Genomic DNA, 13,878 nt, shown 5'->3' with positions numbered 1-13,878 from the left:
TTGCTTTTTTGTTGTCTTTACGGAACCATTATCTGTGCTAGTGGTTCCGTAAAGCTTTTAGCGATGTATCAAATAGTCCTCCTACTAAAGTGTTTTATTAGATAAGGTTTCCCGACCACTAATTAATATATTAAAGGAGGATTTTTGTTGAGACAGAATAATAGTTTAGCACATACTACATGGAATTCTATGTACCATATTGAGTTCGCACCCAAATATTGACGTCAGATAATTTATGGGAAATACAAAGCAAGTATTAGTCAAATTTTACGGTTAATATGTGAAAGAAAAGGCGTTGAAATTCATGAAGCAGCAGCTTGCTCAGATCATATTCACACGTTGGTGAGTATACCATTTAAATTAGGTATCTCTTCATTTATTGGATATTTAAAGGGTGAGAGTAGCTTAATGGTATTTGACCGACACGCCAATTTAAAATATAAATATGGGAATCGCAAATTTTGGTGTCGAGGCTTTTATGTTGATACGGTTGGGCAAAATCAGAAGCGAATTGAAGAATATATTCGTAATCCATTACAAGAGGACATGATAGCAGATCAGTTCAATCTTTTCGAGGAATATGATCCGTTTACAGGTGAGAAGAATCAAAGAAAGTAATCCTAAAGATTCCCACTAGACGGGGCAGCTAGCAAAGGTGGTGCTGAAGGGAAACCATTCGGTAGGCCTCTAGACATCGGTCGGAAGCAGAGTCTTTCAGCTGAAGAGCAAGCCGCCCGTTCTGATATGGCCCCTGTCAAGTAGACAGCTTAAATACCTAACAATAGTGTTTGTTTTTAAGTTTAGTCGTACAAAATAAATGTACGGGTGATTTTGACTTGCTGAAAATGTTAGGCGATGGGCTTTAAAGAGTTTGAATCGACAGTTTGAAAATAGAGAGCTGACAATTCTTATAAAATTTGATACACTAAAGCAGTTGTGGATAATGTTCGCTTGTTAAAAAATACTTAGGATTGTTTTTCCTAACGTAAGGAGTATAAATGACTGATTTTCCTATTAAATATCGTCTAATAAAGAAAGAAAAATACACAGGAGCACGCCTGGGAGAAATTATAACGCCTCATGGCACCTTTCCAACACCGATGTTTATGCCTGTCGGTACCCAAGCTACTGTAAAAACGCAATCCCCTGAAGAATTAAAGCAGATGGGTTCAGGAATTATTTTGGCAAATACCTATCATCTATGGCTGAGACCTGGTGATGAGCTTGTTGCTAAAGCTGGTGGACTCCATAAGTTTATGAATTGGGACCAAGCCATTCTTACAGATAGTGGAGGATTCCAGGTTTACTCATTGGCGGAAAAGCGAAACATTTCAGAGGAAGGTGTAACCTTTAAAAATCACCTTAATGGAAGTAAGATGTTTCTTTCTCCTGAAAAAGCTATCTCAATTCAGAATAATCTCGGCTCAGATATTATGATGAGCTTTGACGAATGTCCGCAATTTTACCAGCCATACGATTATGTCAAAAAATCTATCGAACGTACAAGTCGTTGGGCAGAGCGTGGACTAAAAGCACATCGTCGGCCACACGATCAAGGGCTCTTTGGTATTGTACAAGGAGCTGGTTTCGAAGACCTTCGCAGACAATCTGCGCATGATTTGGTTTCTATGGATTTTCCAGGGTATTCTATTGGTGGTCTTGCGGTTGGAGAAACTCATGAAGAGATGAATGCCGTACTAGATTTTACTGTACCTCTACTTCCTGAAAACAAACCGCGTTACCTTATGGGAGTAGGGGCGCCAGATAGTTTGATCGATGGTGTTATCCGTGGAGTCGATATGTACGACTGTGTTTTGCCGACAAGGATTGCTCGAAATGGGACGTGTATGACTAGCAATGGACGTCTAGTGGTTAAAAACGCTGCCTATGCAGAAGACTTTAGCTCAATTGATCCAGAGTGTGATTGTTACACGTGTAAAAATTACACACGTGCATATGTGAGACACTTGTTGAAAGCAGATGAGACGTTTGGAATTCGTTTGACAAGTTATCATAATCTTTATTTCCTAGTAAATTTGATGGCCAAGGTGCGTCAAGCTATTGTTGATGACAACTTACTTGAGTTTCGTCAAGACTTTATTGAAAAATATGGATATAATGCGAGTAACAGAAATTTTTAAATAATTTATTTAGCAGTATTGAATGTACTGCTTTTTTCCTTCTTGAATTGTCAAATTAAGTGCATACTTTCCCCATAGAATACTTCATTTCGTGGCCTATTATTAAGTTTGTTTTCCTGCAGCTGAATAGTCTGATGACTTGTCTTTCCACGATGGCGGTGCTTACGAATACCACCACGAGCACGATGAGATAGTGAGTTATCATCAAAATGCCCTCTGTAAATGGCTCGATAGATTGTTTGATAACTAATAACAGTTTTCCCATACTCTAATCTCAACTGACCTTCTATTTCTTCAGGAGACTATTGGTAATCGAGAAATAAATGTTTGACGGTATTGCTTAAATTGTGATCTCTTTCAAGCATACGTTTCCGCCCACAGTGTGATTTAGCCATATGGTAAGATTTCTGTGCATGACTTGGAGAATAGCTTCCTTCTTTTAGATGTCCCTTCCACTCACGACTAATACTAGACGGATAACGATGAAGTGACTTAACAAAATGATGGTAGCTCATAAGATTTCCCTTCGTAACGAGTTCATTCAATTCTATTTTACAAGAAAATCTTATGAGTTTTTATTGTGTACTTATCACTTGTATTGTATATTCAAGTTAAAAACCCTCTTGACAGCTATCCAAAAGGGTGCTAAGATATAAAAGTTGTCTTAAGTGATTTGTCTCTAACTCGTAAAGGTTCCAAAACTTTAAAAAAGTTATTGACAAGTTTAAGCAGAGATGATATTATAAATAAGCTATTTCGAAAGGGACGGCAAACGCCAAGAAGTGAAAAAAACTTTAAAAAAGGTGTTGACAAGATATTCTATCTTTGCTAGAATATAGAAGTTGTCTCAAGAGAGACAAAGACCTTTGAGAACTGAATAAGAAACCAAGTGCAGGGTTATGATAGAAGAATTATAACCTGTCAATTTACAAGAATAAATCGTCAGACGACGGTAATGAGTTAACGCTCGAACAATTATTAAAGATTTTAATGAGAGTTTGATCCTGGCTCAGGACGAACGCTGGCGGCGTGCCTAATACATGCAAGTAGAACGCTGAAGAGAGGAGCTTGCTCTTCTTGAATGAGTTGCGAACGGGTGAGTAACGCGTAGGTAACCTGCCTTGTAGCGGGGGATAACTATTGGAAACGATAGCTAATACCGCATAACAATGGGTGACACATGTCATTTATTTGAAAGGGGCAATTGCTCCACTACAAGATGGACCTGCGTTGTATTAGCTAGTAGGTGAGGTAACGGCTCACCTAGGCGACGATACATAGCCGACCTGAGAGGGTGATCGGCCACACTGGGACTGAGACACGGCCCAGACTCCTACGGGAGGCAGCAGTAGGGAATCTTCGGCAATGGGGGCAACCCTGACCGAGCAACGCCGCGTGAGTGAAGAAGGTTTTCGGATCGTAAAGCTCTGTTGTAAGTCAAGAACGAGTGTGAGAGTGGAAAGTTCACACTGTGACGGTAGCTTACCAGAAAGGGACGGCTAACTACGTGCCAGCAGCCGCGGTAATACGTAGGTCCCGAGCGTTGTCCGGATTTATTGGGCGTAAAGCGAGCGCAGGCGGTTTGATAAGTCTGAAGTTAAAGGCTGTGGCTCAACCATAGTTCGCTTTGGAAACTGTCAAACTTGAGTGCAGAAGGGGAGAGTGGAATTCCATGTGTAGCGGTGAAATGCGTAGATATATGGAGGAACACCGGTGGCGAAAGCGGCTCTCTGGTCTGTAACTGACGCTGAGGCTCGAAAGCGTGGGGAGCGAACAGGATTAGATACCCTGGTAGTCCACGCCGTAAACGATGAGTGCTAGGTGTTGGATCCTTTCCGGGATTCAGTGCCGCAGCTAACGCATTAAGCACTCCGCCTGGGGAGTACGACCGCAAGGTTGAAACTCAAAGGAATTGACGGGGGCCCGCACAAGCGGTGGAGCATGTGGTTTAATTCGAAGCAACGCGAAGAACCTTACCAGGTCTTGACATCCCGATGCTATTTCTAGAGATAGAAAGTTACTTCGGTACATCGGTGACAGGTGGTGCATGGTTGTCGTCAGCTCGTGTCGTGAGATGTTGGGTTAAGTCCCGCAACGAGCGCAACCCCTATTGTTAGTTGCCATCATTCAGTTGGGCACTCTAGCGAGACTGCCGGTAATAAACCGGAGGAAGGTGGGGATGACGTCAAATCATCATGCCCCTTATGACCTGGGCTACACACGTGCTACAATGGTTGGTACAACGAGTTGCGAGTCGGTGACGGCAAGCTAATCTCTTAAAGCCAATCTCAGTTCGGATTGTAGGCTGCAACTCGCCTACATGAAGTCGGAATCGCTAGTAATCGCGGATCAGCACGCCGCGGTGAATACGTTCCCGGGCCTTGTACACACCGCCCGTCACACCACGAGAGTTTGTAACACCCGAAGTCGGTGAGGTAACCTTTTGGAGCCAGCCGCCTAAGGTGGGATAGATGATTGGGGTGAAGTCGTAACAAGGTAGCCGTATCGGAAGGTGCGGCTGGATCACCTCCTTTCTAAGGAAAAACGGAATGTACTTGAGTTTCTTATTTAGTTTTGAGAGGTCTTGTGGGGCCTTAGCTCAGCTGGGAGAGCGCCTGCTTTGCACGCAGGAGGTCAGCGGTTCGATCCCGCTAGGCTCCATTGAATCGAAAGATTCAAGTATTGTCCATTGAAAATTGAATATCTATATCAAATTCCATATGTAAGTAATTACATATAGATAGTAACAAGAAAATAAACCGAAACGCTGTGAATATTTAATGAGTTAGGTCGAAAGGCCAAAATAAGGTTAAGTTAATAAGGGCGCACGGTGGATGCCTTGGCACTAGAAGCCGATGAAGGACGTGACTAACAACGAAATGCTTTGGGGAGCTGTAAGTGAGCAATGATCCAGAGATGTCCGAATGGGGGAACCCGGCAGGTAATGCCTGTCACTCATTACTGTTAAGGTAATGTAGAGGAAGACGCAGTGAACTGAAACATCTAAGTAGCTGCAGGAAGAGAAAGCAAAAGCGATTGCCTTAGTAGCGGCGAGCGAAACGGCAAGAGGGCAAACCGAAGAGTTTACTCTTCGGGGTTGTAGGACTGCAACGTGGACTTAAAGATTATAGAAGAACTACCTGGGAAGGTAGGCCAAAGAGAGTAATAGCCTCGTATTCGAAATAGTCTTTATACCTAGCAGTATCCTGAGTACGGCGAGACACGAGAAATCTCGTCGGAATCTGGGAGGACCATCTCCCAACCCTAAATACTCTCTAGTGACCGATAGTGAACCAGTACCGTGAGGGAAAGGTGAAAAGCACCCCGGGAGGGGAGTGAAATAGAACCTGAAACCGTGTGCCTACAACAAGTTCGAGCCCGTTAATGGGTGAGAGCGTGCCTTTTGTAGAATGAACCGGCGAGTTACGATATGATGCGAGGTTAAGTTGAAGAGACGGAGCCGTAGGGAAACCGAGTCTTAATAGGGCGCATTAGTATCATGTCGTAGACCCGAAACCATGTGACCTACCCATGAGCAGGTTGAAGGTGAGGTAAAACTCACTGGAGGACCGAACCAGGGCACGTTGAAAAGTGCTTGGATGACTTGTGGGTAGCGGAGAAATTCCAAACGAACTTGGAGATAGCTGGTTCTCTCCGAAATAGCTTTAGGGCTAGCGTCGATGTTAAGTCTCTTGGAGGTAGAGCACTGTTTGGGTGAGGGGTCCATCCCGGATTACCAATCTCAGATAAACTCCGAATGCCAATGAGATATAATCGGCAGTCAGACTGCGAGTGCTAAGATCCGTAGTCGAAAGGGAAACAGCCCAGACCACCAGCTAAGGTCCCAAAATATATGTTAAGTGGAAAAGGATGTGGGGTTGCACAGACAACTAGGATGTTAGCTTAGAAGCAGCTATTCATTCAAAGAGTGCGTAATAGCTCACTAGTCGAGTGACCCTGCGCCGAAAATGTACCGGGGCTAAAACATATTACCGAAGCTGTGGATACCTTTATAGGTATGGTAGGAGAGCGTTCTATGTGCGAAGAAGGTGTACCGTGAGGAGTGCTGGAGCGCATAGAAGTGAGAATGCCGGTATGAGTAGCGAAAGACAGGTGAGAATCCTGTCCACCGTAAGACTAAGGTTTCCAGGGGAAGGCTCGTCCGCCCTGGGTTAGTCGGGACCTAAGGAGAGACCGAAAGGTGTATCCGATGGACAACAGGTTGATATTCCTGTACTAGAGTATATAGTGATGGAGGGACGCAGTAGGCTAACTAAACCAGACGATTGGAAGTGTCTGGCCAAGCAGTGAGGTGTGATATGAGTCAAATGCTTATATCTCTAACATTGAGCTGTGATGGGGAGCGAAGTTTAGTAGCGAAGTTAGTGATGTCACACTGCCGAGAAAAGCTTCTAGCGTTAATTATACTCTACCCGTACCGCAAACCGACACAGGTAGTCGAGGCGAGTAGCCTCAGGTGAGCGAGAGAACTCTCGTTAAGGAACTCGGCAAAATGGCCCCGTAACTTCGGGAGAAGGGGCGCTGACTGATGGTCAGCCGCAGTGAATAGGCCCAAGCAACTGTTTATCAAAAACACAGCTCTCTGCTAAATCGTAAGATGATGTATAGGGGGTGACGCCTGCCCGGTGCTGGAAGGTTAAGAGGAGTGCTTAGCGTAAGCGAAGGTATGAATTGAAGCCCCAGTAAACGGCGGCCGTAACTATAACGGTCCTAAGGTAGCGAAATTCCTTGTCGGGTAAGTTCCGACCCGCACGAAAGGCGTAATGATTTGGGCACTGTCTCAACGAGAGACTCGGTGAAATTTTAGTACCTGTGAAGATGCAGGTTACCCGCGACAGGACGGAAAGACCCCATGGAGCTTTACTGCAGTTTGATATTGAGTATCTGTACCACATGTACAGGATAGGTAGGAGCCTATGACCTCGGGACGCCAGTTTCGAGTGAGGCGTTGTTGGGATACTACCCTTGTGTTATGGCTACTCTAACCCAGATAGGTTATCCCTATCGGAGACAGTGTCTGACGGGCAGTTTGACTGGGGCGGTCGCCTCCTAAAAGGTAACGGAGGCGCCCAAAGGTTCCCTCAGAATGGTTGGAAATCATTCGCAGAGTGTAAAGGTATAAGGGAGCTTGACTGCGAGAGCTACAACTCGAGCAGGGACGAAAGTCGGGCTTAGTGATCCGGTGGTTCCGTATGGAAGGGCCATCGCTCAACGGATAAAAGCTACCCTGGGGATAACAGGCTTATCTCCCCCAAGAGTTCACATCGACGGGGAGGTTTGGCACCTCGATGTCGGCTCGTCGCATCCTGGGGCTGTAGTCGGTCCCAAGGGTTGGGCTGTTCGCCCATTAAAGCGGCACGCGAGCTGGGTTCAGAACGTCGTGAGACAGTTCGGTCCCTATCCGTCGCGGGCGTAGGAAATTTGAGAGGATCTGCTCCTAGTACGAGAGGACCAGAGTGGACTTACCGCTGGTGTACCAGTTGTTCTGCCAAGAGCATCGCTGGGTAGCTATGTAGGGAAGGGATAAACGCTGAAAGCATCTAAGTGTGAAGCCCACCTCAAGATGAGATTTCCCATGATTTTATATCAGTAAGAGCCCTGAGAGATGATCAGGTTGATAGGTTAGAAGTGGAAGTGTGGTGACACATGTAGCGGACTAATACTAATAGCTCGAGGACTTATCCAAAGAAAGTAACTGAGACATATTGACAACGATTTGGTTTCTTGATACAGTATAGATATTCAATTTTGAGTTGAGAATACTCAGAGTTAAGTGACGATAGCCTAGGAGATACACCTGTTCCCATGCCGAACACAGAAGTTAAGCCCTAGTACGCCTGATGTAGTTGGGGGTTGCCCCCTGTTAGATACGGTAGTTGCTTAGCCTTTATCCGCCATAGCTCAGTTGGTAGTAGCGCATGACTGTTAATCATGATGTCGTAGGTTCGAGTCCTACTGGCGGAGTATAGTTTTTTAAGCTAGATATTGTCTAGCTTTTTTGGTTTATTTTCTTGTTAATTACCAATTTTTTAGATATTATATGAATAGATTTTTTTATTCGAGAGGTATTATTATGTCAATTTTTGCATCGGCTTTTACGCCCATTTCTGTCTCTTCGGCTAAGGAGAATATTGCTTCAGCTGAAAAATTTATTTTGTTTATTGGTCGTTCTTCGTGTCCGTATTGTCAGCGTTTTGAGCCTAAATTATCAAATGTTGCTCGTAAATTTGAATTTAATATTTTTTATATTAATAGTGAAAATAGTGATGAACTGGGAGAGATTCAGGCTTTACGTAAACGCTATGGTATTGCGACTGTACCTGCACTGTTTGTTTCAGAAAAAGGTGCTGCGAAGGTTGTTTGTGACTCTTCGCTCTCTGAGGAAGACATTTTGGATTTTATTTCTTAAGTTATTTTTTGGAGGTTCTTATGTTTATTTCTAAACAAGAGGTCCAGTATTATGTAACAGATTGAATGGGCATTACTCATTATTCAATTATGTTCGATGGATGGAAGAGGCTAGAACTTTTTTTCTGAGGAGGGAATTATTTCTCCTGTTATTTCTATGCGAACACTGGATTTTGAGTCCAGCGAGTCTGCCAATTCCGCCACTCCGGCAAAGTATAACCGGGTTAGCTGGTTTCGAGCCAACGCATTCGTGTTAATATAAAGCTTCAACGACTTTCTTAGATCAGATTTCTATAGAAATTTCTGTAAAAAGTGTTAAATCTGCTAAACTTTTTTCTGTATAGAATGCTAAATCAAGATGGTGTTCTAGTTTGTACAGGTCTTTCAGAACATAGTTTTTTGTCGAAAGAAGGTAGTTTTGTTAATCTAAAAAATGATTACCCTGCATTCTTTAAATTTTTGAAAGAACAATCAATTTTATAATAAAAAAGAAAATCAATTTTGATTTTCTGAGAATGAAGACAAACATCGTTTTTGATGTTTGTCTTTTTTATATTCTTACCTAATTCTCCTATAATCCAATAATATTGAGATATTTGGGTATAATTATAGGTCTTTCCTGCTATCATTTTTACCAATTTTTTGATATTTAGACATGCTAAAGTAAGCGCAACCTTATCTTCCATTTTGGACTTTCCTTTTTTCTGGTATAACGTAAGTTATGATATTCTTTAGCTGTTCTGAATAACCGTTCTATCGTTTCTTTACGGTGTTGATACCGTTCTTTCATACCACTTTGATGGCGAATATCTTCACAGACTTCCAAGGCATCTTTCCAAATGTGACGCACAACAACTTTTTGGTGCTGGCGACTTTCTGTACAAATCGCTAACAAGGGACAGGTCTTACAAATTTTAGGATTGCTTTTATATTCTCTATAGCCTTCACGTGTAGTTGTACGATAAGATAATACCTAATTCTCTGGACAAAGATAATAATAAAAATGCTCGTCATAGACAAAGTCTTTTGGACGTAAAAAATTTTTCTTACCTCTTGGTCTAGTGTAAGGGAAAACTGGTGTAATTCCTTTTTCTAGAAGAAACTTGGCAATACTAGGTGTTTTATAGCTTGAATCCGCAATAATGAATTCAGGTGAGAAGGCTTCTAGTTTGGCAAAAAGGCCAGGGAAGCCCTGACTATCATGGATATTTCCTGATTCAACTGTATAAGCCAAGACCCAACCATGTTTATCACAAGCTACCTGAGTATTATAAGCGAAGACTTCCTTATGTTCCCTCCTTATGAAACAAACCACTGTCTGGGTTCGTCGTTGATTGTTTCTTAGGTTTAGCCTCGCCTTTTTTTGCGGGCTTTAAGAACTTTTTTACGTGTTTTCTCCTATCTAAATTAATTTCAGTCTCCAGTTGTTCACTCATGAATTTAGCTTTTTGATCAACAACAGTTTTGTAGTTATGATTATTAGCAGTTGCCTTGATATGAGTCCCATCAATGAAGATTTCTGAGGGATCAATGAGCCCTGCTTCCAAAACATGATGAAGCACATGACTAAAAATGTGTGCTAAAACTTCTTTGTTTTGAAAGCGTCGGCTATAGTTCTTACCGTAAGTTGTAAAATGTGGTACCTTATCGTCCAGAGATAAGCCAAGAAATCACCGGTAAGCCGTATTCACCTCAATATTTTTGATGGTTTGGCGCATAGAACGAATGCCATAAAAACATTGAATCAACGGAATTTTAACTAATAAAACAGGGTCTAGACTAGGGCGACCATTATCCGAGGAATAACTATCTTCGACAAGATCATAAATAAAAGAAAAATCAATCGTTTCCTCTACTTTTCTTAGAAAATGGTCTTTAGGCACAAGTTCATCAAGCGTATAGAATCCTACTTGACGTCGATTGTATTCAGGGGGGGTGTGAAACGTAGGAGCACCTCACCAAATACCTTTTTTCTTTTATTATACTCCTTCAAAGCAAGAAAAATCCCCAGAAGTATAACTTCTGAGGACTTTGTCTTCAATCTGAAAAAATCAATTTTGATTTTCTTTTTTATTCTGCAAGGAGATCTTGATAAATATTTAAATTTTCATCATCAAAGACATTAAAAATAACTTTTTTAACAATTTCAGAGTGATCAATAAAGGATTTTACAGTTTTGATTGCGATCTCTGCTGCTTTTTGTTTTGGAAATTTGAAATCGCCAGTTGATATACATGGTATGGATATTGATTCTATATTGTTTTTTTCCGCTAGTGCTAATACTGAAAGATACGATTTAACCAAAAGATCTTCATCAATTGGTGTTAGTTGGTTTTCAATTTTTGGACCAACTGTATGTATAACAAAGGCAGAAGGGAGATTATAAGCTGGGGTTATTTTAGCCATTCCTACTGGTTCTTCATATCCTTGTTCTAAGATGAGTTCGAAACAAGCTTGACGTAACTGGACACCTGCATATGTATGAATAGCATTATCAACACAATTATGGAGTGGTTTCATACATCCAAGTAAGGTTTTATTTGCTGCATTTACAATTGCATCTACCTCTAGTCTTGTAATATCACCTTTCCATAGATAGATTCTCTCATCTTGAGGAATAGACTGGAGAGAGTTGAGTTGTACTATTCCTCGTTCACCTTTTCTAACTTGTAGGTAAAGGTCTTGGATGGTCAAGAATTGTGTTGATGCTGCCATTGGTTTACGTGTATTAAAGAGTGCTCTTAGGAGTTTCTGCTTTTCTTCGAGCTCTTCTGGAACAATCAAATCATGTAATTCTAGATTTTCTTTTTTGAGTTCACCTATGAGATAGGTAATCATTGCATCTTTATCCATGTTTACTCTTTTCTATTTTTTTGGTTTATTTATTATTATACTCTCAAGGTATTCTATGGGCAAGTGATGTCCATGATAGGAAATGACTAATATTTGATAAGAAATTCTTATGTATGTATCAAATTCTTGCAATGGCCTTTAGAATCATATAGAATAGGTCTACAAAAGTTTTATAATATCTAGGAGGATAATTAAATGACACAAGTAGTAACAGATTCTACATTTGAACAAGAAACAGCTGAAGGACTCGTCTTGATTGATTTTTGGGCAACTTGGTGTGGGCCTTGCTTGATGCAAGCACCAATTCTTGAGCAACTTTCTGAAGAGATTTCAGAAGATGAACTAAAGATTGTGAAGATTGATGTTGATGAGAATCCAGAAACAGCACAAAAATTTGGAATTATGTCTATCCCAACTTTGTTATTCAAAAAAGATGGGGAGGTTGTTAAGCAAGTTGCAGGTGTTCATACAAAAGAACAAATTAAAGCTATCGTTGCTGAGCTTAGCTAAGTAATCATCGCAATCCCATTTAGGGAGAGTTTAGTTTTTTCGAACGATGAGGAGAGTCAAATGTCTTATTCATTTCAAAACCCTAGTGCTGAGGTTATAGAATCTTATTTAAAATCAGCAAAGACTATCGCAATCGTTGGTCTATCTCATCGTAAGGAGGCAGCATCTTATCAAGTTGCGCATTTCCTACAAGCTGCTGGTTATCGTATCATACCAGTAAATCCTAAACTAGAAGGTCAGGAGCTTCTAGGAGAGCATGTTTATGCTTATCTTAAGGACATCCCGTTTTCGGTAGATATTGTTGATGTTTTTAGACGCAGTGAGTATTTACCAGATGTTGCTTATGATTTTCTTGAAACGAAGGACAAAGTTTTTTGGAGTCAAATCGGTCTTGAAAATGAAGAGGCAGAGACTATTCTTCGTCAGGCTAATAGACAGGATATTGTAATGAATCGCTGTACAAAGATAGAATATATGCGACTCTTTGTTTAATAAAATGAAAAGGTGAGTGAGCTAAGCTCGCTCCTTTTTGTTATAATAGACCTATGATTAAAATTTTTGATACACATACCCATCTTAATGTGGATAATTTTGCAGGAAAAGAACAAGAAGAAGTAGATTTTGCAGCTGAACTTGGTGTTGTTAAAATGAATATTGTTGGTTTTGATAAAGCGACAATTAAGAAGTCTTTAGCGCTGTCAGAGCAATACGACCAGCTATATAGTACAATCGGATGGCATCCTACAGAAGCAGGATCATATTCTCAGGAAATTGAGGATATGATTGTGTCACAATTGGGAAATCCGAACGTAGTGGCACTTGGCGAGATTGGTTTGGACTATTATTGGATGGAAGATTCTAAGGAGGTTCAGATTGAGGTCTTTAAGCGTCAAATAGCCTTGTCAAAGGAATATAATTTGCCTTTCGTTGTACACACACGTGACGCACTAGAGGATACTTACGAGGTTATTAAAAAAGTTGGGGTTGGTCCTTGTGGTGGGATTATGCACTCATACTCAGGGTCCCTGGAGATGGCTCAAAAATTTGTTGAGCTCGGTATGATGATTTCATTTTCAGGTGTTGTAACTTTTAAGAAGGCTTTGGATGTCCAAGAAGCTGCTCAGTACTTACCTTTAGATAAGATTTTAGTTGAAACAGATGCACCGTATCTAGCACCTGTGCCAAAACGTGGTCGTGAAAATCGTACAGGGTATACACGTTACGTGGTGGATAAGATTGCAGAGCTTCGTGGTTTAACAAGTGAAGAGGTTGCAAGAGTTACTTATGACAATGCGATGAGGATTTTTGGTCTGAATGAGTAAAATAAAAATTCAAGAAGTTATCGTCGTAGAAGGCAAGGATGATACGGCAAATTTGAGACGTTTTTATGAGGTGGATACCTATGAGACTAGGGGCTCTGCTATTAATGAGGATGACTTAGAGCGTATCGATAAGCTTAATGAATTACGAGGAGTGATTGTTTTCACAGATCCAGATTATAATGGAGAACGTATTCGGAAAATCATCATGGAAGCTGTTCCGACAGCAAAGCATGCTTTTTTGAACCGTGGTGAAGCAAGTCCAAAATCTAAGACAAGAGGTCGTTCCTTGGGAGTTGAGCATGCAAATTTTGAAGATATTCAGAAGGCACTGGCTGGAGTTCTAGGTAGTTACGATGATGATAATCAGTTTGATATCAGTAAATCAGATCTCATGAAGTTAGGACTTTTGATGGGATCGGATAGCCGTAAACGTCGAGAATATTTGGGGGAAGCGTTTCGCATTGGTTATTGCAATGGAAAGCAGCTTTTAAAACGTTTGGAATTGTTTGGAATTACTTTAGAAGAACTTGAAGAGGTCATGGCGAAATACTAGGGTTATTAGTGCTCTTAGAAATTAAGAAGTCGCTAAAGTTGCTGCTAAATAGTTTCTTTTAGCAGTTAAG

The 13,878-nt window shown here is 41.2% G+C and carries 7 protein-coding genes, 2 tRNA genes, 3 rRNA genes and 4 pseudogenes; 13 read left to right on the top strand and 3 right to left on the bottom strand.

Annotation, left to right across the window (positions count from 1 at the left end; translation table 11 throughout):
- Positions 1 to 189: 189 nt before the first annotated feature.
- Both tnpA and tgt read left to right on the top strand, forming a co-directional pair.
- Positions 190 to 618, top strand: a pseudogene (gene tnpA, locus EL076_RS08860) (IS200/IS605 family transposase).
- A 380-nt stretch (positions 619 to 998) separates the two neighbouring features.
- Entirely contained in the window at positions 999 to 2,141 is a 1,143-nt protein-coding gene (gene tgt, locus EL076_RS08855; RefSeq protein ID WP_048788161.1) for a tRNA guanosine(34) transglycosylase Tgt, read from the top strand.
- A 134-nt stretch (positions 2,142 to 2,275) separates the two neighbouring features.
- Here the strand turns inward: tgt and EL076_RS10630 are convergent.
- Positions 2,276 to 2,656, bottom strand: a pseudogene (locus EL076_RS10630) (IS30 family transposase); the annotation flags it as partial.
- Positions 2,657 to 3,127: 471 nt separating this feature from the next.
- Between EL076_RS10630 and EL076_RS08845 the strand changes: the two are divergent.
- From EL076_RS08845 to EL076_RS10370, 7 genes and pseudogenes are all read left to right on the top strand, one after another.
- Positions 3,128 to 4,675 (top strand): 16S ribosomal RNA (locus EL076_RS08845).
- 54 nt (positions 4,676 to 4,729) lie between these two features.
- Positions 4,730 to 4,802 (top strand) — tRNA-Ala (locus tag EL076_RS08840).
- A 146-nt stretch (positions 4,803 to 4,948) separates the two neighbouring features.
- Positions 4,949 to 7,848 (top strand): 23S ribosomal RNA (locus EL076_RS08835).
- Between the two features lie 83 nt (positions 7,849 to 7,931).
- Positions 7,932 to 8,047: ribosomal RNA gene (gene rrf, locus EL076_RS08830) — 5S ribosomal RNA — on the top strand.
- The 16S, 23S and 5S rRNA genes sit together here with 2 tRNA genes alongside, the layout of an rRNA operon.
- 5 nt (positions 8,048 to 8,052) lie before the next feature.
- A tRNA-Asn gene (locus EL076_RS08825) sits at positions 8,053 to 8,126 on the top strand.
- Positions 8,127 to 8,235: 109 nt separating this feature from the next.
- Entirely contained in the window at positions 8,236 to 8,571 is a 336-nt protein-coding gene (gene traF / locus EL076_RS08820) for a conjugal transfer protein TraF (RefSeq protein ID WP_126430053.1), read from the top strand.
- Between the two features lie 65 nt (positions 8,572 to 8,636).
- Positions 8,637 to 9,053: pseudogene (locus tag EL076_RS10370) on the top strand (acyl-CoA thioesterase).
- Here the strand turns inward: EL076_RS10370 and EL076_RS08815 are convergent.
- A pseudogene (locus EL076_RS08815) lies at positions 9,008 to 10,501 on the bottom strand (IS1182 family transposase); the annotation flags it as partial. The pseudogenes EL076_RS10370 and EL076_RS08815 sit on opposite strands and share 46 nt — an antisense overlap.
- A 139-nt stretch (positions 10,502 to 10,640) precedes the next feature.
- Complete coding sequence (locus EL076_RS08810; RefSeq protein WP_048787903.1) at positions 10,641 to 11,423, bottom strand: protein-ADP-ribose hydrolase; 783 nt, start codon at positions 11,421 to 11,423, stop codon at positions 10,641 to 10,643.
- 195 nt (positions 11,424 to 11,618) lie between these two features.
- Here EL076_RS08810 and trxA point away from each other — a divergent pair, with 195 nt between their 5' ends.
- From trxA to rnmV, 4 genes are read left to right on the top strand one after another with little or no spacing between them, the layout of a single operon-like run.
- Positions 11,619 to 11,933, top strand: a complete 315-nt coding sequence (trxA, locus tag EL076_RS08805; RefSeq protein WP_048787902.1) for a thioredoxin — start codon at positions 11,619 to 11,621, stop codon at positions 11,931 to 11,933.
- A gap of 60 nt (positions 11,934 to 11,993) precedes the next feature.
- Complete coding sequence (locus tag EL076_RS08800; protein ID WP_003094764.1) at positions 11,994 to 12,425, top strand: CoA-binding protein; 432 nt, start codon at positions 11,994 to 11,996, stop codon at positions 12,423 to 12,425.
- A 53-nt stretch (positions 12,426 to 12,478) separates the two neighbouring features.
- A complete protein-coding gene (locus tag EL076_RS08795) occupies positions 12,479 to 13,255 on the top strand; it encodes a TatD family hydrolase (protein ID WP_048787901.1) in 777 nt (258 codons plus the stop codon).
- Positions 13,248 to 13,808 carry a ribonuclease M5 gene (gene rnmV / locus EL076_RS08790; protein WP_048787900.1) on the top strand — a complete coding sequence of 187 codons (561 nt, stop codon included), beginning with the start codon at positions 13,248 to 13,250 and terminating at the stop codon, positions 13,806 to 13,808. Before EL076_RS08795 ends, rnmV begins: the two co-directional genes overlap by 8 nt.
- Positions 13,809 to 13,878: the final 70 nt, after the last annotated feature.

It is taken from the genome of Streptococcus vestibularis, assembly GCF_900636445.1.
GTDB lineage: Bacteria > Bacillota > Bacilli > Lactobacillales > Streptococcaceae > Streptococcus > Streptococcus vestibularis.
Note: the sequence above shows the minus strand (reverse complement) of the source record. Positions and strands in the feature narration are given on the sequence as shown.